The sequence below is a fragment of the Luteibacter sp. P1_D3 genome (assembly GCF_056406135.1).
This window is the reverse complement of sequence record NZ_JBFUAT010000012.1, coordinates 33,687-58,535: the sequence shown is the minus strand read 5'-3', so window position 1 is coordinate 58,535 and position 24,849 is coordinate 33,687. Positions and strand designations below refer to the sequence as shown.

General features: G+C 65.2%; 21 protein-coding genes. 9 read left to right on the top strand and 12 right to left on the bottom strand.

The window, feature by feature from the left end; all coding sequences use genetic code 11:
- Positions 1-273 precede the first annotated feature (273 nt).
- The 5 genes from AC1DYM_RS10105 to AC1DYM_RS10085 are packed head-to-tail and all read left to right on the top strand — an operon-like array spanning position 274 to position 10,174.
- Positions 274-1,413, top strand: coding sequence for a hypothetical protein (locus AC1DYM_RS10105; RefSeq protein ID WP_211258485.1), 1,140 nt, complete (start codon positions 274-276; stop codon positions 1,411-1,413).
- A complete protein-coding gene (locus AC1DYM_RS10100; RefSeq protein ID WP_477337880.1) occupies positions 1,413-2,570 on the top strand; it encodes an efflux RND transporter periplasmic adaptor subunit in 1,158 nt (385 codons plus the stop codon). The genes AC1DYM_RS10105 and AC1DYM_RS10100 overlap by 1 nt, the downstream gene beginning before the upstream one ends.
- The gene (locus AC1DYM_RS10095; RefSeq protein WP_477337878.1) at positions 2,567-5,680 is read left to right on the top strand and encodes an efflux RND transporter permease subunit; all 3,114 of its coding nucleotides are present in this window, start codon (positions 2,567-2,569) and stop codon (positions 5,678-5,680) included. Before AC1DYM_RS10100 ends, AC1DYM_RS10095 begins: the two co-directional genes overlap by 4 nt.
- 10 nt (positions 5,681-5,690) lie before the next feature.
- Complete coding sequence (locus AC1DYM_RS10090) at positions 5,691-8,807, top strand: efflux RND transporter permease subunit (RefSeq protein WP_477337876.1); 3,117 nt, start codon at positions 5,691-5,693, stop codon at positions 8,805-8,807.
- Positions 8,804-10,174: an efflux transporter outer membrane subunit gene (locus AC1DYM_RS10085; RefSeq protein ID WP_477337874.1), complete on the top strand. Its 1,371-nt coding sequence runs from the start codon at positions 8,804-8,806 to the stop codon at positions 10,172-10,174. The genes AC1DYM_RS10090 and AC1DYM_RS10085 overlap by 4 nt, the downstream gene beginning before the upstream one ends.
- Positions 10,175-10,295: 121 nt before the next feature.
- On the opposite strand, the gene AC1DYM_RS10080 is transcribed toward AC1DYM_RS10085, so the two are convergent.
- The 10 genes from AC1DYM_RS10080 to AC1DYM_RS10035 all read right to left on the bottom strand — a co-directional run bounded on the left by AC1DYM_RS10080 (position 10,296) and on the right by AC1DYM_RS10035 (position 20,107).
- Positions 10,296-11,135 carry a hypothetical protein gene (locus AC1DYM_RS10080; RefSeq protein ID WP_477337872.1) on the bottom strand — a complete coding sequence of 280 codons (840 nt, stop codon included), beginning with the start codon at positions 11,133-11,135 and terminating at the stop codon, positions 10,296-10,298.
- A gap of 95 nt (positions 11,136-11,230) precedes the next feature.
- Positions 11,231-12,073 carry a hypothetical protein gene (locus tag AC1DYM_RS10075; protein ID WP_477337870.1) on the bottom strand — a complete coding sequence of 281 codons (843 nt, stop codon included), beginning with the start codon at positions 12,071-12,073 and terminating at the stop codon, positions 11,231-11,233.
- Positions 12,070-13,404 (bottom strand): lipopolysaccharide biosynthesis protein, encoded by a 1,335-nt coding sequence (locus AC1DYM_RS10070; RefSeq protein ID WP_477337868.1) that lies wholly within the window; start codon positions 13,402-13,404, stop codon positions 12,070-12,072. Before AC1DYM_RS10070 ends, AC1DYM_RS10075 begins: the two co-directional genes overlap by 4 nt.
- A complete protein-coding gene (gene spt, locus AC1DYM_RS10065) occupies positions 13,401-14,585 on the bottom strand; it encodes a serine palmitoyltransferase (RefSeq protein WP_477337866.1) in 1,185 nt (394 codons plus the stop codon). The genes AC1DYM_RS10070 and spt overlap by 4 nt, the downstream gene beginning before the upstream one ends.
- A gap of 61 nt (positions 14,586-14,646) precedes the next feature.
- Positions 14,647-14,889 carry an acyl carrier protein gene (locus AC1DYM_RS10060; protein WP_477337864.1) on the bottom strand — a complete coding sequence of 81 codons (243 nt, stop codon included), beginning with the start codon at positions 14,887-14,889 and terminating at the stop codon, positions 14,647-14,649.
- Positions 14,889-15,869, bottom strand: coding sequence for an NAD-dependent epimerase/dehydratase family protein (locus AC1DYM_RS10055; protein WP_477337862.1), 981 nt, complete (start codon positions 15,867-15,869; stop codon positions 14,889-14,891). The genes AC1DYM_RS10060 and AC1DYM_RS10055 overlap by 1 nt, the downstream gene beginning before the upstream one ends.
- A complete protein-coding gene (locus AC1DYM_RS10050; RefSeq protein WP_477337860.1) occupies positions 15,866-17,629 on the bottom strand; it encodes a fatty acyl-AMP ligase in 1,764 nt (587 codons plus the stop codon). The genes AC1DYM_RS10055 and AC1DYM_RS10050 overlap by 4 nt, the downstream gene beginning before the upstream one ends.
- A 195-nt stretch (positions 17,630-17,824) precedes the next feature.
- Positions 17,825-18,583, bottom strand: a complete 759-nt coding sequence (locus AC1DYM_RS10045; RefSeq protein ID WP_477337858.1) for an aspartyl/asparaginyl beta-hydroxylase domain-containing protein — start codon at positions 18,581-18,583, stop codon at positions 17,825-17,827.
- Positions 18,584-18,641: 58 nt separating this feature from the next.
- Entirely contained in the window at positions 18,642-19,358 is a 717-nt protein-coding gene (locus AC1DYM_RS10040) for a nucleoside/nucleotide kinase family protein (protein WP_477337856.1), read from the bottom strand.
- A gap of 11 nt (positions 19,359-19,369) precedes the next feature.
- Positions 19,370-20,107, bottom strand: a complete 738-nt coding sequence (locus tag AC1DYM_RS10035; protein ID WP_477337854.1) for a nucleoside/nucleotide kinase family protein — start codon at positions 20,105-20,107, stop codon at positions 19,370-19,372.
- Positions 20,108-20,301: 194 nt separating this feature from the next.
- On the opposite strand from AC1DYM_RS10035, the gene AC1DYM_RS10030 reads away from it, so the two are divergent.
- The gene (locus tag AC1DYM_RS10030) at positions 20,302-21,003 is read left to right on the top strand and encodes a nucleoside/nucleotide kinase family protein (RefSeq protein WP_477337852.1); all 702 of its coding nucleotides are present in this window, start codon (positions 20,302-20,304) and stop codon (positions 21,001-21,003) included.
- A 6-nt stretch (positions 21,004-21,009) separates the two neighbouring features.
- On the opposite strand, the gene AC1DYM_RS10025 is transcribed toward AC1DYM_RS10030, so the two are convergent.
- Complete coding sequence (locus AC1DYM_RS10025) at positions 21,010-21,345, bottom strand: hypothetical protein (protein ID WP_477337850.1); 336 nt, start codon at positions 21,343-21,345, stop codon at positions 21,010-21,012.
- A 28-nt stretch (positions 21,346-21,373) separates the two neighbouring features.
- On the opposite strand from AC1DYM_RS10025, the gene AC1DYM_RS10020 reads away from it, so the two are divergent.
- From AC1DYM_RS10020 to AC1DYM_RS10010, 3 genes are all read left to right on the top strand, one after another.
- Positions 21,374-22,420, top strand: a complete 1,047-nt coding sequence (locus AC1DYM_RS10020) for an alpha/beta hydrolase (RefSeq protein WP_477337848.1) — start codon at positions 21,374-21,376, stop codon at positions 22,418-22,420.
- Between the two features lie 119 nt (positions 22,421-22,539).
- Positions 22,540-23,442 (top strand): SDR family oxidoreductase, encoded by a 903-nt coding sequence (locus AC1DYM_RS10015; protein ID WP_477337846.1) that lies wholly within the window; start codon positions 22,540-22,542, stop codon positions 23,440-23,442.
- Positions 23,443-23,541: 99 nt separating this feature from the next.
- Positions 23,542-24,309 (top strand): TIGR00266 family protein, encoded by a 768-nt coding sequence (locus AC1DYM_RS10010; RefSeq protein WP_477337845.1) that lies wholly within the window; start codon positions 23,542-23,544, stop codon positions 24,307-24,309.
- Between the two features lie 7 nt (positions 24,310-24,316).
- Here the strand turns inward: AC1DYM_RS10010 and AC1DYM_RS10005 are convergent, their stop codons facing one another.
- Entirely contained in the window at positions 24,317-24,622 is a 306-nt protein-coding gene (locus tag AC1DYM_RS10005; protein WP_477337843.1) for a hypothetical protein, read from the bottom strand.
- Positions 24,623-24,849: the final 227 nt, after the last annotated feature.

Genomic DNA, 24,849 nt, shown 5'->3' with positions numbered 1-24,849 from the left:
GATTTGGTACAAGACCGTGGCGGGTCCCGATCCGGGACGATCCTGCCTGTTCATGCGGCCAGTTCGGGGCGAATGGGGCGCCGCGAGGCACGTGGGGCACCTATGCCCCGGTCGCAAGGCTTCTGTGACGCCGTCGCAGGGTATTCAAATGGCCGCCGGCAGGCCTAAAATGTCATTCAGAAAATTCGTCAATGGCTTTTCAGCCTGACGACGATGGAGTAGCCGTGTCCACCTGGCGCGGGCTTTATCCTGTTTGATAACCGGAATTCACTAGTGAGCACACCCGCTTCGCTGCGCATTGTCCCGCTTGACAGCAAGGCGGACCTGGATCGCTTCATCAAGCTGCCCGCGACCTTCCTGGGTTCCGACCCCGCGTGGATCCCGCCGCTGACGCTCGAACGCCGCCTGCACCTTGGCGCCAAGACCAACCCGTGGTTCGAGCACGCCCGCTGGAAGGCCTGGATCGCCTACCGCGGCGACAAGCCGGTCGGCCGGATCAGTGCCCAGATCGACTCCCTGCACCTGGAGATCCATGCGGATGACGCCGGCTTCTTCGGCATGCTGGACGCCGAGGACAACCAGGAGACCTTCGACGCGCTGACCAAGGCGGCAGAGGACTGGCTGCGCAGCGAGGGCATGAAGCGCGTGCGCGGCCCGCTCAGCCTGTCGATCAACGACGAGGTCGGCCTGCTGGTGGACGGCTTCGATACCTCGCCTTATTTCATGATGGGCCACACCAAGCCGTATTACGGTGCGCGTGTGGACCAGGCCGGCTACCACAAGGCCAAGGACGTGCTCGCCTATGTCGTCGAGCCGGACTTCCCCGCACCCAAGGTGATGAAGCGCCTGCTCGGCAAGTCCAAGCAGAGCATCCGGGTACGTCCGCTGGACAACAAGCGGTTCGATGAAGAGCTCGCCACGCTGCGCGACATCTTCAACGATGCCTGGTCGGACAACTGGGGCTTCGTGCCCTTCACCGAAGCGGAGTTCAAGGACCTGGGCCACACGCTCAAGGTGCTGATCGCCTCGGAACTGATCCAGATCGCCGAAGTGGATGGTGTGCCGGCGGCGTTCATCGTCGCGTTGCCCAACGTCAACGAAGTGATCAAGGACTTCAACGGCTCGCTGCTGCCGTTCAACTGGGCGAAGCTGCTGTGGGGCCTGAAGGTCAAGTTCCCGACGTCGTCACGCGTGCCGCTGATGGGCGTGCGCAAGATGTTCCACAACACGCCGCTGGGCCCGGGCCTGGCCTTCCTGGTCATCGACGCCGTGCGTCATCACCTCGTCGCGCGTGGCGTGAAGGAAGTGGAGCTGTCGTGGATCCTCGAGAACAACGACGGCATGCGTAACATCATCGAAGCGATCGGCGGCCGAGACTACAAGCGCTATCGCGTGTACGAGAAGGAGCTCTGATGAGCACGTCATTCTCTCGGCTAGGGCCGATCCTGCTTGGCGTCGTCGCGATCGCCGGTGTTGCCTGTTCGAAGAAGGGTGGGGCGGACGCCGACCAGAGCGTGCCGGTGGTCGTTGCCACCGCGCGCCAGGGCGGTTTCGTCGTCTACCGGTCGCAGCCGGGCACCGTGACACCCTCCAATAGCGTGCTGGTGCGCAGCCAGGTGGACGGTGTGCTCAAGAGCATCGCCTTCAGTGGCGGCCAGATGGTCAAGCAGGGCGACGTGCTGGCCGAGATCGATCCGCGCGCGTCCCAGGCACAGCTCCAGCTGGCTACCGGCGACCTGGCCGCGAGCCAGGCGAAGCTGTCCAACGCGCAGGAGACGCTCAAGCATTTCGAGGTGCTGGCCACGCAGGATTCCATCTCAGCGCAGCGTCTGGCCGACCAGAAGTCGCTGGTGGCGCAGTACGCCGCCGAAGTGAAATCGGAGCAGGGCCGTATCGGTACGGCCAACCTGCAGGTGGCCAACGCGCGGATCACCTCGCCCATCGCGGGCATGGTGGGCCTGCGCCGGGTGGATCCGGGCAACCTGGTCGGTCCCTCCGATTCGCGCGGCATCGTGGTGGTGACGCAGTCCCAGCCGAGCAAGGTGGTCTTCTCGGTGCCGGTAAACGTGGTGCCGCGCGTCCTGCAGGGTCTGAATGCGGGCACGTGCATTCCCGTCGACGCCTATGGCGACAGCCCCGACGAGGTGCTGGCCAGCGGGCGCCTGCGCGCGGCGAACAACGAGGTGGACCCGGCGACGGGCACCGTGAAGTTCGAAGCCGAGTTCGCCAATACGGACAACGCCTTGCTGCCCAACCAGTTCGTCACGGCCAAGCTGCCTGTCCAGGTGTTGCCGCAGGCCATCCTGGTCCCGGCTGCAGCGGTTCAGCAGGGGGCCCAGGGTCCCTTCGTCTATGTGATCAACGACGACAAGACCGCGGCTGTGGTGCCCGTCAAGCTCGGCCCGGGCGACACGAGTACGGCGGTCATCGCCTCCGGCATCGCTGCCGGTGCCAAGGTCGTCGTCGAGGGAGCGGACAGGCTCCGTTCCGGTACATCGGTCACCGCCACGGCGAGTGCCACGCCTGCACCGGCGTCCGTTACGAGCGCTCCGGAATGCCATAACCCGTGAACCCGTCCCGCCTGTTCATCCTGAGGCCGGTTGCGACCTCGCTGCTGGCCATCGCGATCCTGCTGGTCGGCCTGTTCGCGTACCGGTTCCTGCCGCTCTCGGCGCTGCCGGAAGTCGACTTCCCGACCATCGAGGTCGTCACCGCCTATCCCGGCGCGGGCCCCCAGGTCGTCGCATCGACGGTCACGGCACCGCTCGAGCGGCAGATGGGTCAGATGCCCGGTCTGAGCCAGATGTCGTCGACGAGTGCCGCCGGCGCGTCGACGATCACGTTGCGGTTCAACCTCGAACTGCCGCTGGACGTCGCGGAACAGGAAGTACAGGCCGCAATCAACGGCGCGGCACCCCTGCTGCCGCCGGACATCTCGCAGCCGCCCATCTATCGCAAGGTGAACCCGGCCGATGCGCCGGTGATGACCCTGGCCCTGACCTCGCCGACCCTGTCGCTACGAGTGCTCCGTGAGCTGGCCGATACGCGCCTGGTGCCCAAGCTTTCGCAGGTGACGGGCGTGGGCCTGGTCAGCCTCGAGGGCGGTCAGCAGCCGGCGATCGTGGTGCAGGCCGATCCGGCAAGGCTCCGTTCGCAGGGGATGACCCTGGACGACCTGCGTGGCGCCATCCACGATGCCAATTCGAACCAGGCCAAGGGCAGCCTCGAAGGGCCGGTGCGCTCGTCGAATATCGCGATCAGCAATCCCATCGATACGGCCGCCGAGTTCGAACGCCTCACCGTCGGACATCGCGATGGCGCGGTCGTCCGGCTGGGTGACGTGGCCAAGGTGGCCGATGGCGCGGAAAACGCGCGGCTGGCCGCATGGTCGGGCCAGGATCCGGCGATCGTCCTGTCGATCCGCCGCCAGCCCGGCGCCAACGTGGTGGAAGTGGTCGATCGCATCCGTGACCTGCTGCCCCAGCTGAAGACGACGCTACCCGCCGCGGTCGATGTCGCGACACTGACCGACCGTACCCAGACCGTACGCGCCGCCGTGCGCGACACCCAGCTCGAACTGATCTTCGCGATCGTCCTCGTGGTGATGGTGATCTTCCTGTTCCTGGGCAGTGGCGCCGCCACGGTGATCCCCGGCGTGGTGGTCCCGCTCTCGCTGATCGGAACGTTCGCGGTCATGTACCTGGCCGGGTTCTCGATCAACAACCTGACACTGATGGCGCTCATCGTGGCGACCGGCTTCATGGTCGACGATGCGATCGTGATGATCGAGAACATCGCCCGGTACGTGGAGGCCGGTGAGGATCCGTTCGCGGCGGCACTGAAGGGCTCGCGGCAGATCGCCTTCACCGTCGTGTCCTTGACCCTGTCGCTGCTGGCGGTGTTGATCCCGTTGTTGTTCATGGGCGGGCTGGTCGGACGTCTGTTCCGCGAGTTTGCGATCACCCTCGCGGTGGCGATCCTGATTTCCTGCGTGGTGTCGCTGACACTCACGCCGATGATGTGCGCCCGCATGCTCCGGCGTACGCCCGAGGTATCCCAGCAGAGCCGCCTCGCCCGCAAGGGCAGGGAATGGCACGACACCGTGTTGGCGAAGTACGCGCGCGGACTGGAATGGGTGCTCGCACGCCAGACCGCTACCCTGGTGACAGTCGCCGGCATGGCCGCGCTCGCCGTCGTGTTGTATGTAGTGATTCCGCGCGGCTTGTTCCCGACGCAGGATTCCGGCGACATCCAGGGCATTTCCGTGGCTTCGCCGACGGTGTCCTTCGCCGCGATGGCCAAGCGTCAGCAAGCCTTGACCGCCGAGATCCTGAAGGATCCCGCGGTGGAGAGCGTGGCATCCTTCATCGGTGTCGGTGATGGCGCGTTGTCGCTCAACAGTGGCCGCCTGCTCATTCATCTCAAGCCGCTGAGCAAGCGCAGCCGCGTACCCAAGGTCATGCAGCGGCTCTCGGATGCCGCCAGCAAGATCGAAGGCATCACGCTGTACATGCAGCCCGTGCCCGACCTGACGATCGACGATCGCGTCAGCCCGGGGCAGTATCAGTTCTCGGTCGAGAATTCGGACCCCGCGCTGTTGTCCCAGTGGCTGCCGCGCATCGTCGGTCCGCTGCAGAACATCCGCAAGTTGTCGGGTGTGACCAGCGACCAGCACGACAAGGGCCTGGAGGCCTTCGTCCAGGTCGATCACGACCTGGCGAGCCGCTACGGCATCTCGTCGGCCGCCGTGGGTGACGCGCTGTATAACGCGTTTGGCCAGCGCCAGGTGAGCACCTTGCTGACCCTCGCCAGCCAGCGTCGCGTGATCCTTGAAGCCGCTCCCAACGCCGACGGTACCGCGGGCGCGATGAGTGGGGTTTATCTCGCCCCGCAGGCTGGCGCCGGCGTGACCGGTGCGGATGCGAGCGATCCGTCGTCCACGTTGATTCCGCTCTCGTCGATCGCCCAGATCAGCGAGCGCACGGGGCCGCTGGTGGTCACCCGTATCGACCAGCTGCCCGCTGCCACCGTGTCGTTCAACGTCGCGCGCGGCGTTGCGCTGGACGCGGCCATTCAATCCGTGGACAAGGCATGGCGCGAGCTGAAGATGCCGGCCAGCATGCAGATGCGTTGGCAGGGTTCCTCGCAGGCTTTCCAGGCCTCGCGCGATGGTCAGCCATGGCTGATCCTCGCCACGCTGATGACGGTCTACATCGTGCTGGGCGTGCTCTACGAGAGCTACATCCATCCGTTGACGATCCTGTCGACACTGCCGTCGGCGGGCATCGGCGCCTTGCTGGCGCTGATGATCGGCGGGTTCGAGCTTGACGTGATCTCGCTCATCGGTGTGATCCTGCTGATCGGCATCGTGCAGAAGAACGCCATCATGCTGATCGACTTCGCGATCGACGCGCAGCGGCAGCAGGGGCTGGCGCCGCGCGATGCCATCGTGCAGGCCTGCATGCTGCGCTTCCGTCCGATCATCATGACCACGCTGGCCGCCATGCTCGGCGCCTTGCCGTTGATGCTGGGCGGCGGCATGGGTGCGGAGCTGCGCCATCCGCTCGGCGTGGGCATCTTCTGGGGCCTGCTGGTGAGCCAGTTGCTGACGCTGTTCACCACGCCGGTGATCTACCTGGCCTTCGAGCGCGTGCTGCAGCGTCGCGGGCTGCGGGCGTGAGTCGGCGGGCATGAACATCTCCAGGCTCTTCATCGACCGGCCGGTGGCGACGTCGCTGCTGTGCCTCGGGCTGGTGATCGCCGGCGCGCTGGCGTGGCGGCTCCTGCCCATCGCCTCGCTGCCCGAGGTGGACGTGCCGACCATCAAGGTCTCCGCCAGCCTGCCCGGGGCGAGTCCGGCGACGATGGTCTCGGCCGTCGCGACCCCGCTCGAACGGGCGCTGGGGCGCATCGCCGGCGTGACCGAAATGACCTCGGTCAGCACCAGTGGCTCGACGGACATCCGCCTCAGCTTCGATTTTTCCCGCAACGTGGTGGGCGCCACCCGCGACGTGCAGGCAGCGATCAATGCCGCTCGCGGTGATTTGCCATCCGACATGCCGGGCAGCCCGACGTATCGCGCGGTGAGTTCGGCCGACGCCCCGGTGCTTGTGCTCAGCCTGACCTCGCGCGATGCGAGCCCGGGCCAGATGTATGCCGTGGCCTCGACGACCTTCAGCCAGATGCTGGCGCAGGTGGACGGCGTGGGTGACGTGGAGCTCGTCGGCAGTTCCGTGCCGGCGATCCGCATCGACCTGGATCCGATCGCGATGAACCAGCGCGGGGTGGGCTTCGAACAGCTGCGTCACGCCGTGGCTGCGGCGGTCTCGAACCAGGCATCCGGCGCGTTGGAGGTCGGTGACCGTTACCTGCAGGTAGCCACGAACGGCCAGCTCGCTACCGCCGATGCGTTCCGCTCGCTCGTGGTTGCCGGGCGTGACGGCACCGCCGTTTCGCTGGGCGATATCGCCCGTGTCGTCAATACCGTGCGCGAACCCGACAACGCGGCGCTCGCCAATGGCGAACCGGCCGTGCTGGCGCTGGTCCGGCACAAGGCCGGCGCCAATATCATCGAAGTGATCGACGGCATCACGCGACGGCTTCCGGCGCTGCAGGCGTCCTTGCCCGGCGATATGAAGGTCAGCGTCATCGTCGATCGCGCGACCTCGGTGCGCGGTTCGCTGAGCGGTGCCGAGCACACGCTGGCCCTGGCGGTGGTGCTGGTCGTCGTGGTGATGTTGCTGTTCCTGCGCGACGTGCGCGCGGCGTTGATCGCCAGCGCCGTGGCACCGATTTCGCTGCTGGGCGCGATGACGGTGATGTACCTGCTCGGGTACAGCCTCGACATCCTGTCCCTGATGGCGCTGACCATCGCGGTGGGCTTCACCGTGGACGACGCCGTGGTGGTGGTGGAGAACATCGCCCGCCACATCGAGGACGGCATGCCGCCGCGCGAAGCGGCACGCGTCGGTGCGGGCGAGGTCGGCCTCACCGTGCTGTCCATGAGCGCCGTGCTGATCGCGGTATTCATTCCCTTGCTGCTGATGGGCGGCTATGTCGGCCTGTTCGTGCGCGAGTTCGCCGTCACACTGGCCGTGGTGATCGTGATCTCCCTGGTGGTCTCGCTGACCTTCGTGCCGATGGTGTGTGCGTTGTGGCTGAAGCCGGAAAGCACCCGTCACGCACATGGCCGCGTGTTCGAGTGGAGCGAGCGCGCCTTCGCCAGGCTGCAGAGGGCCTACGACAAGAGCCTCGTCGTCGCCCTGCGCCGTGCGCCGCTGACCATGTTGTCCCTGCTCGCGGTGTTGTGCCTGAGCGTGGTCCTGTACGTCGTGGTGCCCAAGGGCTTCTTCCCACGCCAGGATACCGGCGAACTCACGGGCGACTTCGACACCGACGGCAGCGCCTCCTTCCCGGTGGCCAAGGCGAAGCTCGCCGTGTTCCTCGATGTGGTGCGCGCCGATCCTGCCATTCAGAGCGTCGCTGGCTATGCCGAGCACGATTCGGGTTCGCTGTTCGCCACCCTGAAGCCGCTTTCGAAGCGGGACGCCAGCGCCGACGAGGTGGCAGCGCGACTGAACGCCAAGCTGGCCCGTTTGTCGGGCGGCACGTTCACGGTGACCTCCGTCCAGAACATTCGCGTCGGCGGACGCCGCAGCCGGGCCTCGAACGAATACACGATCCAGGCGGACTCCCCGGAACTGCTGCGCGCGTGGGCGCCACGCATCGCCCAGGCCATGACCACGATTCCGCAGATCAGCAACGTGCACAGCGACAACGGCGGCACGGCGCTGGCGACCTCGCTGGACGTGGATCGGGACACCGCCGCCCAATATGGCATCAGTTACGCCCGCGTCGATGGTGTGCTGCGCGATGCCTTCGCGGGACGGCGCGCCGCAACGATCTTCTCGCCGTCGGACCAGATCCCCGTGTTGATGGGCGTGGCCCCGGAGCAGGCGCAGTCGCCGGAGGCCTTCAACCTGATCCAGGTGCCGGGCTCGGGCAAGAGCGACGTGCCCTTGCTGATGCTGGGTCACGTACGGCAGTTCAATACGCCGCTCGGTATCTCCCATTACGGCCAGTCGCTGTCGGCGACGATTTCGTTCGACAGGGCACCGGGTGTCTCCCTGTCACAGGCGACCCAGGCCATTCAGCGCGCGGTGGATCGCACGGCCATGCCGACCTCGGTGCGCAGCACGTTCGCCGGTTCGGCGGGTGCCGCCCGACAGGTGGCGTCGAGTGAGCCGGCATTGATCCTCGGTGCGTTCCTCACGCTGTTCATCGTCCTGGGCATCCTCTACGAGAGCTGCTTCCACCCGCTGACGATTCTTTCGACCCTGCCTTCCGCGGCGGTCGGCGCGGTGTTCGCGCTCATCGTCTTCCGGACCGATCTGGACGTCATTGCATTGATCGGTATTTTCGCCCTCATCGGCATCGTGATGAAGAACGCGATCATGATGGTGGACTTTGCGCTCGCCGCGCAGCGCGGTTCCGGATTGACGCCGGCCGAGGCGATCCAGGAGGCATGCCGCCTGCGTTTCCGTCCGATCCTGATGACCTCGCTGGCGGTCATGGTGGCGGCGGTGCCGCTGGCGATCTCCCGGGGCAACGGCTCGGAAATGCACGCCCCGCTCGGTATCGCCATGGGTGGTGGCCTGGTAGTCAGCCAGTTGTTGACGCTTTACACGACCCCGGTTGTGTACCTTTATCTCGACAGATTCAGCAGGTGGGCAAGCAGATGGACGCAGAGTTTCAGGGCCCGAGGGGACGCCGGTTGGTCGGCAGGCCGCAATGGAGCGCTGAAGTGAGCGCGCGCCTTCCTGCACACGCCCTGCGCGCACTGCTTGTCGCGGGCGCCGTGATGGCTGTCGCCGCCTGCACCGAGGTCGGCCCGAATTACGTGCGCCCCGCGGCCCCCGTGCCCGCCGCCTTCAAGGAAGCCAGCGCGCAGAAGGCCCCGCACGCGGAATCCGTGATCGCCGGCAAGTGGTGGGAAATCTACGGCGACCCCACCCTCAATTCGCTGGTCTCGCAGGTGGCGGTGAGCAACCAGTCGCTGGCCGCCGCCGCTGCACGCGTGCGCCAGGCCCAAGCGCTGATCGAGGTGGCCCATGGCGCGTCGCTGCCGTCGGTCACGGGCGGTACGCTCAAGTCCGGCCGCAAGAATGAAAACGACATCGGTATCGGTGTCAGCTGGGAACTCGACCTGTGGGGCCGGATTCGCCGCGACGTGGAATCCCATCGCGCCATCGCGGAGGCGAGCAGGGACGACCTTGCCGCCGCCACGTTGTCGATGCAGGCGCAGCTCGTGCAGAGCTATTTCGCGCTGCGCCAGGACGATGCCGTCATCGACCTCCTGCAGCAGTCCGCGGACGCCAACGAACAGTGGCACCGGATGGTCGGCAACCAGTACGCGCAGGGCCAGGCCTCCAGCGCGAACGTGGCCGACGCGACCATGAAAGCCAGCGCGGCACAGCTCCAGCTGGCGGATACGAAGGCGGCCCGTGCCCAGCTGGAACACGCGATCGCGGTCATGCTCGGCAAGGCGCCGGCGGACTTCGCCATCGCCCCCGCCGCGTTCATCGCGAATATCCCCGACGTGCCCACCGGTGTGCCGGCCAGCCTCCTGGAGCGCCGCCCGGATGTCGCCGCGAGCGAGCGCCGTATGGCGGCCGCCAGCGCGCGCATTGGCGTCGCCAAGGCCGAGACCTTGCCGTCGATCAATCTGGCCGCCGGCATCGGCATCCTGAAGGGTCCCACCGGCACGGCGGATATTCGCGCGCCCTTGTTCACGGGCGGCCGTCTGACCGGCCAGGTCACGAACGCCGACGAAGCCTTCAACGAGGCCGTCGCGAACTACCGGCAGACCGTGCTCGACGCGTTCCGCGAAGTGGAAGACGGCCTGGTGGTGACCAGCACGCTGGCGGCGCACGCCGAGCTGCAGGCCAGAGCCGCCAAGGCCGCGACCGAGTCGGATCGCGTCACGCGCAACCAGTACAAGCAAGGCGTCGCCGACTATCCCGCCGTTGTGGAGTCCGCCAACGCGGCGCTCGACGGCGTGCGTGGTGACATGCAGCTGCGCCTGCGCCGTCTCGACGCGAGCGTGAACCTGATCATGGCGCTTGGCGGTGGCTGGGAGCCCGCGTCCGTGCGCGATCCCAAATCGCCGCGCTGAGGATCCTGTGGGAGCCGATTCATCGGCGATCCCGCGGCAGCGGGCCAGCTAGTCGCGAGCACCCTATCGCCGCTGAAGCGGCTCCCACAAGGAGCCGAGAAGCCAAGAAACCGGGTGCCGTTTAGGCGGGGAAGTGCGCGATCAGCGTTTCGAGGCGCGAGCGCGTCTCGCTGGCCAGGGGCGCCGGCGTTTCGTAGTGCCGCCGGCCCGACAGGGCCTCGGCGACCATCTCGTCGTGACGGGATCCCATCAGGCCGTTGATCGCCGCGAGGAACCGCGACATGCGGTACGCGTGGTCGTTCGGACCGAGCGAGCGCAACGTGTCGTAGAACGACACCTGCATGCTTACGATTTTTCTCACTGCATGGAACTGACGGCCGGCGAAGGCGGTACGCGACACGGCTTTTTTCAGGTTACGCATTTCCGCCTGCTGGAACGCAACGAAGCCCGCTTCGTTGTCCAGCTGCGTGTTCTGCATCGCGCGCCTGACCATCGACCAGACCGGCTTCGACAAGAGAATGCGCAATTGCAGACCGCTGCGGACAATGCCGCTGCGCCGGCCGCTGCGAAAAGCATCCTGCAATTTGCCGAGGACGCGTGTGGTCAGGTCGAAGACGCGGTTCGAGCGATGTTGCTTGCTGTACAGACGCTGCGCGAAACGCAGATGCTTGTAGCGCGCGCGGATGTCCTTGAATTCAAGGCGTTCGTCGGCGCTGAGACCCTCGTTGCGCAGCAGCTTTTCAACCAGGCGCAGCGCGTCCTCACGCATGAAGCCGTCTTCCCAGAATTGCAGGCATACGGCGTAACACTGCCGAATCGACTCATCCGGGCAGCCCAGCACGATGGGCTCGGGCAGGGCGACATGTGCATCGACGATATCGTCGACAGCCACGGCGTCGAAGAGGCGCTGCAAGGTTTCGGCCGGGAATTTCTGCCACGTGGGCCCACTACTGCGGGTCATTACTGCGCTTCCTTAGGCTTTTATTACGAAAGCGAATGCCGCTTGCGGGTATGAGAAGTTCGCAAGTATTTACCGAAACGCTTTCGTTTTCCAGCTTAGAGCGGGTAGCGGGCGATCAGGGTCTCGAGACGAGACCGGGTTTCGTTGGCTAGCGGTGCCGGCGTGTCGTAGTGACGTCGGCCCGATAGGGCCTCCGCGATCATCTCGTCGTGTCGCGATCCCATCAGGCCGTTGATCGCCGCGAGGAAGCGCGACATCCGGTAGGCGTGATCGTTCGGACCGAGCGTTCTCTGGGTGTCGTAGAAGGACACCTGCATGCTGACGATCTTGCGCACGGTGTGGAACTCGTGGCCAGCGAAGGTAGTACCTGCCATGGCCTCTTTCAGCGCGCGTATTTCCGCCTTCTGGAACGCGATCAGTCCCGCTTCGCTGTCCAGGCGCGTGTTCTCCAGCGAACGCTGGACGAACCACCAGACAGGCTTCGATAGCAACACGCGCAGTTTGAAGCCGCTGCGGATGATGTCACCGCGCTGGCCACCGCGGAAGGCATCCTGCAGCTTGCCCAGCATGCGTGTGGTCTTGTCGAACAGGTAGTCCGACCGGTGACGCCTGCTGTACAGCCGTTGCGTAAAGCGCAGCTGTTTGTATCTCGCACGGATGTGCTTGAACTCGAGGCGTTCGTCGGCGCTCAGCCCTTCGTTGCGAAGCAGCTTGTCGATCAGGCGCAGCGCGTCCGCGCGAATGACGCCATCTTTCCAGAATTGCAGGCTCAGCGAATAACACTGCCGGATCGAATCTTCCGGGCATGCCAGGACGATGGGCTCAGGCAGGGGGGCATGCGCATCGACGGCATCGTTGACATCCACGGCGTCGAACAACCGCCGCAACGTCTCAGCCGGGAAGGTCTGCCACTGGCCCGCACGACGCCCACTCGTCACTGCACTTCCTCCGGCTTGTAGAACGAAAGCGTATGTCGCTTACGGTAAGCGGACACGGTCGGGACCAGGAAGAAAAACGCTTCCAGGCACTGACCACCGAAATAGGCCAGGGCCGCGCCCATGATGCCGAAGTGATGTGTCAATCCGATGAGCAGTCCGACGTACAGCAGCGCCGCGAGTCCCTGCGCGACCAGGGCCGCACGCTGGCGGCTGGCGATGTAAAGCAGCGACTCGAGGGGAAAGGCGGCCATGGAGACCACGAGGGCGCCGCACATGACCTGGAGCAGGCTGTAGGACTCGAGATACTTCGCGCCGAACACCGAGGAAATCAGCGGCTTGCCGACGACGAAGACAAGCAGCGCGACGAGTACGCCCAGGCCACCGGCGAGGGCGGCCGAGCGCAAGCCCAGCTTCCACGGCCGCGTGCTGGCCGGATCGAGCCGCATGATTTCGGGGTAGAAGCTTTTCTGCATCAGCGAGGCGGGCGTGCCGGCCGCGTCGAAGAACGTCAGCGCGACCTTGAACAGGCCGGCCGCGGTGGGCCCCAGCATGATGCCGACCAGCACGTTGCTGCCGGCGTTACGCGCCGACCAGATCGAGTGGGAGAAGTTGGTCGTCCAGACGAAGTCCCAGGCGCCCTTGATCCGGCGCGCCGGGCCGAACAGCCCCGGTCGCAGCGCATGATCGATGTTCTGCCGGCGCAGCTCTTGCACGGCGAAGATCCACAGCGCGATGTCGCCGACCAGGCTGGACACGTACCACGTCGCCAGGAAGCCTGGGAAGCCGAGGTGGGCGAAGTAAGCGATGACACTGCCGATGGCGCGCAGGAACGGCGTGACGGCCTGTTGCACGGCGATCAGGTCGAAGCGGTCGATCGAGCGCAGGATGCCCGTCGGCGTTGCCGCCGTCATGGTGGGAATCAGCGTGCAATAGGCCAGGGCCCACCAGAAATCTTCCGTCGAGATGCCGACCGAATGGCTGAGCAGCGGCAACAGGATCATGCCGCCGATGGCGGCGATGATGCCGCTCGCCAGATCCAGGCCGAACGAGAACCCCGTGACGTCACGGAAGCGCGCGATGTCCTTGTGGGTCAGGGCAGGCGTGCCGAACTGGACGACGAACTGCCAGGTCTGGAACTTGGCGATGTCGCTGACCGTCTTCGCATAGGCCTGGACGACGACCAGCGTGCCGAACAACGCGGGCGTCATGCCACGGCCTGCGCAACCCAGGGCCAACAGGCTCAGCAACGCGCTGACGACGTTGCTTGAACCGAGGATGGATGCGTTGCGCACGATGGCGCGAAACGCGCCATCGGAGAACCAGTGCTTCATGCGCGTGCGCCGTTCCAGCTGCCGAAGGCGGCACAGATGGCATCGATCTGTTCGAACGTATGCGCGGCGCTGACGCTGCAGCGGAGCAGCGATTCGTTGCCCGGCGTTGCCGGTGGCACCATGAGGTTCACGTACACACCCGCCTTTAGCAGGTGGTCCCAGAAGCGCAGCGCTTCCAGCTTCTCGCCGACGAGCACGGCGACGACGGCATTGGCCGGCGCACCCAGACGGAAGCCCAGTGCGGACAGGCCGGCGTGCAGACGCTCTGCGTTGGCCTGCAGGCGCTCGCGACGATCGCTGGCGGCTTCGAGCTTGCGCAGGGCGGTACGTGTCGCGGCGATGGTGGCAGGCGCGAGCGAGGCCGTGAACACGTACGGGCGGCTGGCGTAACGCAGCACGTCCATGTCGACCGAGTCACCGACGCAGAAACCACCGGTGTTGCCGAGACTCTTGCTGAAGGTGCCGACCACGTAGTCGATGTCGTCGAGCACACCATCCACTTCGGCCAGGCCACGACCCTTCTCGCCGAGGACGCCCATCGAATGGGCTTCGTCGACCATCAGGGTCGCGCCGAATTCGTTCTTCACGCGGACGAAGTCGCGCAGCGGTGCGCGGTCGCCGAGCATGCTGTAGACGCCTTCCACGATGATCAGGGCATTGGCTGCCTCGTCGCCGAGGCGGCGCATGCGCTTGGCCAGGTCGTCGGCATCGTTGTGGCGGAAGCGGATCGTGTTCGCGCCGGCCAGCGTGCAGCCGTCATAGATGCTGGCGTGGCTGTCGGCATCGATCATCACGGTGTCGCCCGGGCCAGCCAGGGCCGAGATCATGCCCAGGTTGGCCTGGTAGCCGGTCGAGAAGACGATGGCGTCGCGCTTGCCGTAGAAGCGGGCCAGATCCAGCTCGAGCTCGCGGTGCGAGGCGTAGCTGCCATTGGCCATGCGCGAGCCGGTGGTGCCGGTACCCGCCGTTTCCAGCGCTTCACGCGCCGAGGCGACGCAGTCCGCATCGAAGGTCATGCCGAGGTAGTTGTTGGTACCGGCGAGGATGGTCGGCCGACCATCGATGATGCCCTCGGTGGGCGAAACGATCCGGTCGATCTGGACGCCGAACGGGTCGATGCCGACCTGCGCCAGCTCCTGCCGGACGGCACGAACCGCCTTCAGCCTGGAATTCTCTTTCATGCGATGTTTGCCCGTGGAATGCTGGAACAGTGACGCGTCGGAGTGCGCTCGATGAAGCGCTCTAGCCCGCGGATTTCTGGATCAGCGACGCAAAGTCGCCAACGGTCCGCACTTCCGCCAATGCATTGATCGGCACGGAAATGTCGAACTCGTCCTCGACCGCCACGACCAGGTCCATGACCTTCAGGGAATCCAGTCCCAGCTCACTGGTGATGCCTGTGCTTTCGTTGATGTCCAGGACGCGACCTTCCGCGAAGGGCGTGACGAGCTCGATAAGTTTCGCAACAACATCTTGATGATTCATCAGGGCACTCCGTTCGTTGCGGCAGAGGGTTTGCCGAGCGTGTCGGCAAGACCGCGCTCGAAGCCAAAGGTGGGCCGCCAACCGGTTGCGTATTCGAAAGCCGTGCCATCGGCCACCCAGTCGGCGTGCGTGACTTCGCGCACCTTGCCGAGGGTGAGCATCGGTGCGTATCCGAAGACGCGCGCCGCGGCGAGATTAACCCCACCGATAAGTCGCAGTAATGACGCGGGAATCGTCAGCCGCCGAATCGGCGCGTTACCACGTAGCACGCGGGATGCCGTGCCAAGCACGGTGTCCCAGTCGTAGCCGTTTTCGTGGCCGTCATCCAGTTCATAAGTATTTCCCGAATCGCCCTCGGACGCCAGCCAGGCCGTCACGGCCGAGGCGAGGTCGGCGACGTGGATCAGCGAAAACCGTCCGCGACCGTCGCCCGGGATCGGCGCCAGCCCGCGCTGCATACCCTGGAAGAGCGGAAGCATCTCGCGGTCGCCGGGGCCGTAGACAGCCGGTGGGCGCAGGGCGACCCAGGCCAGCCGGCCCGCATGGGAGGCAAGCGCACGCTCGCCCCGCCACTTGCTACCGGCATAGTCGGACAGCTGCGGTTCGCGGGCGGCGAGGGACGAGATAAGGAGATATCGGCGGCAGCCGGGTTCGTTCCTGGCGGCTTCCACTGTGTCCAGGACGCCTTGCTCGTTGACGCGATCGAAATCGGTACGGCGGGCGCCACGAACGCTGCCCGCGCAGTGCACGAAGGCCTCGGCGCCCTCGACCAGGGTCGCCAGCGCGGCCCCATCGGCCAGATCGCCGGCAATCCATTCAACGTTGAAGGTGTCTTTCAGGACCCGCCCCGGACGGGGGCGGTACAGGGCGCGAACGCGGTAGCCCGAAGCTACCAACTGTTGCCGCAACGCGGTGCCAACGAAACCGGTGGCACCCGTCAGTGCAACGACGGGCTGCCTTGCGGCAGCAACGTCGCTCATGCCGCGGCGGCGGCCTGCGGAGCCTGTTCCTGAGCCTGACGCTCAAGGTAACCGCTGCGGGTGGCCGAGCGGGACAGCTTGCCCGACGACGTACGCGGCAGGGTGTGACGCGGCACCAGCTCGATGAGGCAGGCAATGCCCAGCTCTTCGAGGAGGTCGCCACGGATACGGTTGATCAGCGACTCGCGGACGTCGACGTCGTCGGTGTTGCACTGGACGACCACGGCAGCGACTTCCGCGCCGCCCGGGCCCGGCACGCCGAACGCGGAGGCGTCCTGCGAGCGCAGTTCCGGCTGACGCTCGACGATGCGCTCGATGTCCTGCGGCCAGATGTTGCGGCCGTTGACGATGATCATGTCCTTGTGACGGCCGGTGACGACGACTTCGCCATCGACGACATAACCGATATCGCCGGTGTCGAGCCAGCCGTCGGCGGCGAGCACTTCAGCGGTCTTTTCCGGCTGCTGGTAGTAGCCCGACATGATGCTTGGACCACGCACCATGATGCGACCGACGTGCAGGTCGGCGAGCTGCGTACCGGCATCGTTCCAGATCTCGAGTTCGTGACCCGGGAGCGGACCGCCGCAACGGACGAAGCCCGTGCCGGTGCCGGCAGCGACCGGCGTCGCGACGAGGTCTTCGGCAAGGTGGGTCGGATCGATCCACTCGACGACGATACCCGCCTGCAGCGGCGAGAAGCTGATCGCCAGCGACGCTTCGGCCATGCCGTAGGACGGCACGAACGCGCGTGCATCGAACCCGGCCGGAGCCAGCAGTTCGGCAAAGCGCGCCGGCACTTCCGGCAGGATCGGCTCGGCGCCGATACCGGCAACGCGCCAGTGCGACAGGTCGTACGAAGCGATGTCGCCCGGACGGACGCGGCGAGCGCACATCTCGTAACCGAACGGCGGGCTGTAGGCGATCGTGGCCTTCGACGAGCTCATCAGCTCGAGCCAGCGACGCGGACGCATCGCGAACTCGCGCGTATCGAGATAATCGATCGAGCGCTGGCCCGCCATGACGGTGAGCAGACAGCCGACCAGGCCCATGTCGTGATAGAACGGGAGCCAGGACACGAAACGGTCGTCATCACGCAGGTCGAGGCCGTGATTGTTCGAACCCTGCAGGTTCGCCATCAGCGCCTGCTCGGTGATCATCGCCGCCTTCGGCGTACCGGTGCTGCCCGAGGTGAACTGGAGGTAGGCGACTTCGGTCGGGCCGAGAGGCTGCAGTTCGACGTTGTGGATCGGCAGCTCCGCGAATGCGGCCGGCGTGCCCCACTTGGCCATATTCAGCCCAGCGACGGCTTCGCCGAGGAAACCGATGAAGCCTTCCGAAGCGACGGCCACGGAGGCGCCAGCGGCCTGCAGCATGCCGCGCAGCTTCTTCACGTAGGCATCATGGCCGCCGAGATTCACTGTCGACGGAAGAGCCACGGGAACCAGGCCGACGTACTGGCAGGCGAAGAAGAAACGCAGAAAATCAGCGTTCGTTTCCGCCACGATAGCCAGACGGGCGCCGCGCTCGAGCCCGAGCGTCGCGAGTCGCTGCGCCAGCTCAAGGGCCTCTTTACGAAGGGTCCGGTAGGGCAGGGCCAGATCAAGCTTGCCGCCCGCGTAGAAGTTGGCACCCGTGACGCCACATGCGGCGTAGTCCAGCACTTCTGCAAGGCTGGCAAAGTCCGCACGGCGCAGGGGCACCGTGTTCATGGTGGGCGTGGCTAGCCCGACCTGGATGGCAATGTTTCCGTCTGCGCTCATGGTCTTATCGCGTTCTCAAGCGTTCTCCGAAACTAGATGGGGACATTCCCACGTTGTTTCCAGGAGGTTACTGTACCTAATGGTACCATAATTGGTCGGTTTGTTAAGAATTTACTCAATCTTTCGTTAAAGAATACGGAAGTTGCTTCAGCAACGCTACAGCCAGAAGTCGGGGTCCTTTCTGAGCCCTTTCAACTAGCCCCGCTTGTGCTCCTGATTCCACTTCTTAAGATTCTTCAACGGGGCCTTCACGTACGGGCTCGCCTGGATCAACGCGAAGATCGCGCGATTGAATAGCGTGCCGATCCTGTCCGAGGGCCGGTCGATGTCGATGAACAACACCGCCCGATACTCGTCCGTATCGTTGTGGACTTCGTGCTCGTAGCTGTCGTCGAACAGGACGACCTTGCCTTCGTGCCAGTGCAGGATCTGGTCGTCGACCCGGATCCACACGTTCTCCCAGTCCTTTGGCACCTTCACGCCCAGATGGGCACGGATCACCGCACGGGTGGGTCCCTTGTGGGCGGCAATGCGGTACTGCGGCTTCAGGATCGAGAACATCGCCGTACGCATGCCCGGGATCCCGTCCAGCGCCGCGGCGGTGTTCGGGCATACGGCGCAGTTCTCGTCGACGCGCTTGCTGTAGATGTAAAAGCCGAACGTCTTCCAGTTGTCGCCCTTGGAGATGCGTTTCTGGTCGGGCGACAGCTGGTGGAACGCCGGGATGTCTTCCGGGTGCAACAGCAGGTGGTCAAGCTCCTTACGAATCTCGGGCCAGGCCGCTTCCAGCTTCGGCACCCAGTCGAACACCTCGTTCCCGAGTACAGGCGTCGTCGGCACGAGCGAATGCTTCGCCTGGAAGTCGCCACTCCAGCGCAGAAAGCGCTTGCCACCCTGGATCAGGGCGCGGCGCCACAGCGGTGCTTTCGATGCCGTCGGAGTAATCGTATTCACGTCTGTTCGGTTATCTAAAAGGTGGGCGTTGGTCAGCAAAACCTCGTCGCGACGCGCGCTAGGCGGCAGCGTCGTGAACGAGGGGAAGCGTCGAGGTATGCGAAGTGATGGCGCCCAGCGCCTTTTGCAATACGTCGGCGTAGGGCACGCGGGTGTCCAGCTCGAAGAGGGGTGCGCCGTTGAACCGGAGCCGCCTCATGACTGCAATCTTGTCGTTCAATTCGGCCGTGCCGTGATCGGGCTTGCGGCCCTGTGCGGTAGCGAGGTCGATGTCCAGCTTGATCACCAGCGCGGGGCGAATCTGTGCCATGCGCTCGTACAGCGCCTGCTCGCGCGCGGCCAGCTTGCGCACCAGCCAGTGGTGGCTGCGCGCCATGCCCAGGCCCGGGCCGTCATAGCGGAAACCGGCGATTTCCGCCTGCGGATAGCGATCGGTGATCACCGTCACACCGCTCTGGGCGAGGCGGACCACGCGGCGCAGGTGGGCGGCACGCCACAGGGACAAGCCGTACATGACCAGTGCACCGAAGGCATTGGGCAGCTTGTTCTTCATGTCCTGCGCATGCGCCGCCTTGGCCGCGAGGCGCTTCTCCAGGCGAGGACCGATCAGCGGCAGGCGCTTGATCTTGTCGCCGGTTTCGCCGGACACCAGGCCGAGGTAGCGACGCACGGCGGGGCCGTCCTGACCCAGCACCTTCACCAGGTCGTGGGTAAGCGTCGACTTGCCGGTGCCGTCGCAACCGACGACCGCAATGAGTCCATGGACGGTGTTCATCGAACCTGCCGTCACGCGGCGGCCACCTGGGCCGGCGTTGCGTTGAGTGCCGCGTGAATCGCGCTGAGCGAATCCTTCAGCACCGAAGCCGCTTCGTCACGTGCATCGAGGTCGAGAATGGACGCGCCGTTGAAGCGGAGCAGCGGAAAGCCTGCGGCCTTTTCGCGCAGCGACGACAGTTTGTGGTCGGGCTTACGGGCGTGCGCGGTTTCCGCGTCGACATTGAGGCGGATCACCAGCATGGGAACGCTGGCAGCCATCCAATCGTAGAGGCGACGCTCGCTCGCACGCAGGCGACGGACCCACCAGTTGCCGCCTTCGGTCTTCGCCAGCTGGGGGCCATCGAAACTGAAACCGGCTTTCTCGGCCTGCGGGTAGCGGTCGGTCACCACGAGGACGCCACGGCTGGCCATGGCCAGCATGCGACCGAACTTGTGGGCGCGCCAACGGGAAAGCAGATAGATGGCCAGGGCGGTCACGTTGCCGGGAGGCGCGGACGGGCGGTCGTGGACCTTGTCCGACTTGCTTAGCAGGTAACGGTTGAAGGACTTGCCGATAATCGGCAGCGTCGCAATCCATTCACCGATGCGGCCCGATGATTGGCCCAGGTACAGGGCCTCGGTCGGACCGTGCTCACGCAGATGGGCGACGAGATTCGCTTGCAGCGTCGACTTGCCCGAACCATCGCTCCCGGTGAGGGCGATGACAGGCAGGGAGCGCGAGGCATTGAGTAAGGAAGGACTAGGCACACCAGATCCCCGGTTTGTGCTTGACGGCAACAATTTTATTACATTGTTCATACTTGCGTCTACCTGAGTGCAACTTCGCCTTCACAAACGCGAAGATGCGGCCTACGAATTGTCTCAATGTGGCTACACGCTGGTATCATTTCAATGACACATTTATTAACGCGGGTACGGTAATGCGGGCAGAATCCGGCGCAATGGCGCCGCTGATTGCGATAATCGGTAGCGATGGCTCGGGCAAGTCCACCGTCGGTGACCACATCCTCGAGTGGATCGGCCGTTACGGTCCGGCAGGCCGGGCCCACCTGGGCAAGCAGTCGGGAAACGTGGGTCGCGCCATCGGCCAGTTGCCGCTGGTCGGCGGCGTCCTGGACCGGGTGATCAACCGAAAGGCGGACGATGTGAACCGTCGCCTCAAGGAAGACAAGCAACCCACGCTGTTGCCGGCACTGGTCATCACGGCCTTCACCTTGCGACGCAAGCTCCGTTTCAAGCGGATGCTCGCCATGCGTGAGCGTGGGCTCATCGTGGTGACCGATCGTTTTCCGCAAGTGTCCGTGCCGGGCGCCTACGATGGCCCCGGGTTTCCCGAGACCTCGGGCGGGTCACCGGTTGTGCTCGCCCTGGCGCGTCGTGAAAAGGCGGTGTTCGAGTGGATGGCGAGCCATCGCCCGGACCTCGTGCTGCGCCTCAACGTCGACGTCGATACCGCCTTCGCACGCAAGCCGGATCATCGCCGGGAAGCCCTGGCCCGCAAGATCGCCGTGACGCCCCGCCTGACCTATGCCGGTGCTCCGATCGTCGACATCGACGCCAACCAGCCGCTCGAACAGGTGTTCAAGGATGCCGAGGCGGCTGTGGCGAAGATCATGGCCGAGCGCGGTTACACCGCGAAATAAGCGGTTTTACGGAGCGACGCGCGGGCTGACCGCGCCATAGGGCAGGATCGACGCCGATGCCGTCGTCGCGTCGTGGCTGATCGCTCCGTACGGAAGGATCGATGCCGATGCGGTCGCGACGGCCGGGCTCATGGCACCGTACGGAAGCACCGAGGCCGACGAAGCCGTCGTGTCGTGGGCAACGGCGCCATACGGGGCGATGGTAGCGACCGTGGCGACCGATGCGGCCGCCGGCGAGGCGACCATGGTGTGGTCCTGGGAGGCCCAGGCGCCCGCGCCGGTGACCAGCAGGGCGAGGGGAAGCAGGCGGAGCGGCGAGCGGGCAAAGGCGAGGGCGGTCATGACGGGTTGGTCCTAGAGTGATTTCCCTATGTTGCGCCGCACCAGAAAAGTTATCCAATTGTTAATTACTATGGGCGCAATAGCGGCGGTGAATGCCGCCGAGCCCTTGGCAGCCGCTGCACCGGCGTCGCCAGCAACAGACGATGCGGTCTACCTGCATCCCGCAAGACAGGTCGTCGTGGAGCCCGGCCGGCGGCTCAACCTCTATTGCATCGGCTCAGGGAGCCCAACGGTCCTACTCGAAGCCGGGCACGGCGACGGGCTGACCACCTGGGCGCGCGTACAGCCGGCGATCGCCAGGCTGACGCGCGTGTGCTCGTATGACCGGGCAGGCTTCGGCTTCAGTGATCCACCGAGAAAACCCGGAACCATTCAACAGGCGGCCGATGATCTGCGCGCTCTGCTTGCCAGGGCGAGCATTCGTCCGCCCCTGGTGCTGGTCGGTCACTCGATGGGTGGCATGGTCGTCCGCCTTTACGCCGCAGAGCATCCTGACGACGTCACGGGAATGGTGCTGGTCGACGCCACCAACGAGGGTCAGGCGGAGGGTTATAACCGGGTTGACGGGCGATCGCATGCGGATTGGGATCGAGCGAACCAGCGAGACTTCCGGGAAGCGGAGCAGTGCGTGGTCGCTGCGGCCGCAGGAAAACTCGTCGCGGATACGCCGATCTATGCGTCGTGCGTCGCGGAATACGATCCCAACTTCGGTCCGCGTTTGAATGCGCAGCTCATCAGGCAGTCGCAGTCTTATGGCGCGCAGCGCGCGATGGTGTGGGAGCAGGAGAGCACCTTCTACGCGAGCACCGCGCAGCTCGCCGCAAAGCCCGGGGCGTATGGAGCTATGCCTCTTCTCGTGCTGTATCGCGGTTCCGACTCGCGCCGACGGGGACAGTCGCAGGCGCAGGCAGACGCCGAATATCACATGCTGGTCGGTCTGCATGACAGCGTTGCCGCCCGTTCGACGCAAGGTGTGGCGCAGGTCGTTCCGGACACCGGGCACTATATCCAGATGGACGCTCCCGATGTGGTGATCGAGGGGATCACGCACATTGTGTCGCAGGTACGACACTAGGCATCGCGGCGCCACTGACGAATCCGTAGCCTGTTAGTCCACATACCCTGATAACGACCCTACTTATCGGCGGAGTCCAGACGCGCGATAAAACCCTCCGGATCAAACGGAGATGACTCATGCGCGTATTTCTTACCGGTGCGACCGGCTTCATTGGCTCCCGCATCGTTCCCGAACTGCTTGCCGCCGGGCACCATGTGATCGGCATGACCCGGTCCGATGCCGGGGCACACGCCCTGTCGGCTGCCGGGGCCGAGGCGCACCGCGCCACCCTGGAAGACCTCGAAAGCATTCGTGCCGGGGCGGCCAAGGCCGACGCCGTGATCCATACGGCGTTCGATCATGACTTTTCCCAGTTCGTGGCGAACTGCGATAAGGACCGACGCGTCATCGAGGCGTTGGGTTCGGTACTGAAAGGGTCCGACCGACCGCTGCTCATCACGTCCGGCACGGGCATGGGCGCGGTGAATCACAGCGGCATGGCCAAAGAAGACGTTTTCAACGCGAACAACCCGAACCCTCGCGCCGCGTCCGAGATCGCCGGCAATGTTCTGCTGGACGCGGGAGTGAACGTGTCGGTGGTGCGGCTGCCGCAGGTACACGACCCGGTGAGGCAAGGACTGGTATCGCCCTACATCGACATCGCACGAGCGAAGGGCAAGGTGGCTTATGTCGGTGAAGGCCGGAATCGCTGGCCGGCGGCCCACGTGCTCGATGTCGCGAAGCTCTATCAGCTGGCGCTCGACAAAGGAAAGGCGGGTGCGCGTTACCACGCGGTGGCCGAAGAAGGCATCGCCGCGCGCGATATCGCCGAGGTCGTGGGGGCCGGTCTGCAGCTGCCGGTGGTTTCCCTGTCGCCGGAGGAAGCGAAGGAACACTTCGGCTGGTTGGCCATGTTCATGGGCATGGACCTGCCGGCTTCCAGCGCCTGGACGCGCGAGGCCCTTGGATGGAATCCGACGGGACCGGGCTTGATCGCCGATCTGAAGCAAATGGATTACGCGGTCGAGACGTCGCACTAGAACGGCATGTCGTAAGTTCTTGCGTGGCGGTTGCTCACTTGTATGGACGCGTCCGCTGCGCAAGACTCGCCGCGGGGAATTCCGCTGAGAGAACACGACATGCAGACTCGTATCCAGGGCACGGTCATGCCGGTGCTGGAAGTACAGCTCGATTCGGGCGAAAGCGTGTTCGCCGAGAGCGGTGAACTCTCCTGGATGACGGCCTCGATCCAGATGACCACGCACACCCAGATGGGTGGCGGCGGTGGACTGCTGGGCGTGTTCAAGCGCGTGGTCGGCGGTGGCACCCTGTTCATGACCGAGTACCGGGCCTCGCGCTTTGCTGGCGAAGTCGCCTTCGCCACCAAGGTGCCGGGCCACATCGTGCCGGTAACCTTGAATCCCGGTAACGAGTACATGGTGCATCGTCACGGTTTCCTGTGCGCCACGCCGCAGGTCACGATCGGTGTCGGCTTTCAGCAGTCGCTCGGCGCAGGCATCTTCGGCGGCAGCGGCTTCATGTTGCAACGTGTCGGTGGCACGGGCACGGCATGGCTCGAGCTGTCGGGTGAACTCATTCGCAAGGATCTCAAGCCGGGCGAAACCCTGCGGGTTCATCCGGGGCACGTCGGTGCCTTCGAGGCTTCGGTCGGCTTCCAGATCACTACGGTTCCCGGTATCAGGAACGCCCTGTTCGGCGGCGACGGTATTTTCCTCGCCGCGCTTACCGGCCCGGGCACGGTATGGCTGCAGACGCTGCCTATCTCGCGGCTCGCACATCAGATCGCTGAGTACATGCCCGGTCGTGAGGGCGCTGGTCGGGCCGGTATCGGCGGTGCGCTGCTTGGCGGCATCGTGGGCTCACTGATGAGTCGCGACGACAACTGATCGGCGACTACGCGGAGCGCCTGTCCGCGTCTGCAGCATCGTGATCGCACCAGATGCCGACGTCGTGAATCTCACGCTCAGCCACAGAAATCAGGCGATCGACGGCTAGCGCCAATGCCGACGGCGCGGTTTCCCGCACGGCGAGCAGTTCTACCGTGCGCGCGTGCGTGGCAATGACAGGCGACCCGCTGCGCCCCGCGACGTCTTGCACGCGCCTTGCGAGGCGCCGAACCTCCGCCGTGTCTTCGGCGATCGCAGCGTCGGCGATGAGCAACAGGTCGATGATGATGGACGACGAGGGGCTGAGGGACATGGGCGCTGCCTGGTAGCAGATTGACAGGGCGGGAGCTTTGCCGGCTCCGTGTGGTGTCGATCGAGGCATGAGGTGATGGCCGCTTCATGGATGTGATGCAAGCGCATGCAGGCGGCTCGCCATTCCTAGTTCTAACGCGCGTGCCGGCCGTTGGTGCACAAGGGCGACGTCATGCACTGTCTCAGACTTGATACATAGGCTGTTCGGTGAATGGAAGGAGGGACAGG

Coding starts and splice junctions, on each gene's coding strand:
- AC1DYM_RS10025 (WP_477337850.1), bottom strand. CDS start 21,345: ATGACCGCCCTCGCCTTTGCCCGCTCGCCGCTCCGCCTGCTTCCCCTC.
- AC1DYM_RS10010 (WP_477337845.1), top strand. CDS start 23,542: ATGCAGACTCGTATCCAGGGCACGGTCATGCCGGTGCTGGAAGTACAG.
- AC1DYM_RS10070 (WP_477337868.1), bottom strand. CDS start 13,404: ATGAAGCACTGGTTCTCCGATGGCGCGTTTCGCGCCATCGTGCGCAAC.
- AC1DYM_RS10060 (WP_477337864.1), bottom strand. CDS start 14,889: ATGAATCATCAAGATGTTGTTGCGAAACTTATCGAGCTCGTCACGCCC.
- AC1DYM_RS10030 (WP_477337852.1), top strand. CDS start 20,302: ATGGCGCCGCTGATTGCGATAATCGGTAGCGATGGCTCGGGCAAGTCC.
- AC1DYM_RS10055 (WP_477337862.1), bottom strand. CDS start 15,869: ATGAGCGACGTTGCTGCCGCAAGGCAGCCCGTCGTTGCACTGACGGGT.
- AC1DYM_RS10050 (WP_477337860.1), bottom strand. CDS start 17,629: ATGAGCGCAGACGGAAACATTGCCATCCAGGTCGGGCTAGCCACGCCC.
- AC1DYM_RS10100 (WP_477337880.1), top strand. CDS start 1,413: ATGAGCACGTCATTCTCTCGGCTAGGGCCGATCCTGCTTGGCGTCGTC.
- AC1DYM_RS10080 (WP_477337872.1), bottom strand. CDS start 11,135: ATGACCCGCAGTAGTGGGCCCACGTGGCAGAAATTCCCGGCCGAAACC.
- AC1DYM_RS10005 (WP_477337843.1), bottom strand. CDS start 24,622: ATGTCCCTCAGCCCCTCGTCGTCCATCATCATCGACCTGTTGCTCATC.
- AC1DYM_RS10090 (WP_477337876.1), top strand. CDS start 5,691: ATGAACATCTCCAGGCTCTTCATCGACCGGCCGGTGGCGACGTCGCTG.
- AC1DYM_RS10015 (WP_477337846.1), top strand. CDS start 22,540: ATGCGCGTATTTCTTACCGGTGCGACCGGCTTCATTGGCTCCCGCATC.
- AC1DYM_RS10020 (WP_477337848.1), top strand. CDS start 21,374: ATGTTGCGCCGCACCAGAAAAGTTATCCAATTGTTAATTACTATGGGC.
- spt (WP_477337866.1), bottom strand. CDS start 14,585: ATGAAAGAGAATTCCAGGCTGAAGGCGGTTCGTGCCGTCCGGCAGGAG.
- AC1DYM_RS10040 (WP_477337856.1), bottom strand. CDS start 19,358: ATGAACACCGTCCATGGACTCATTGCGGTCGTCGGTTGCGACGGCACC.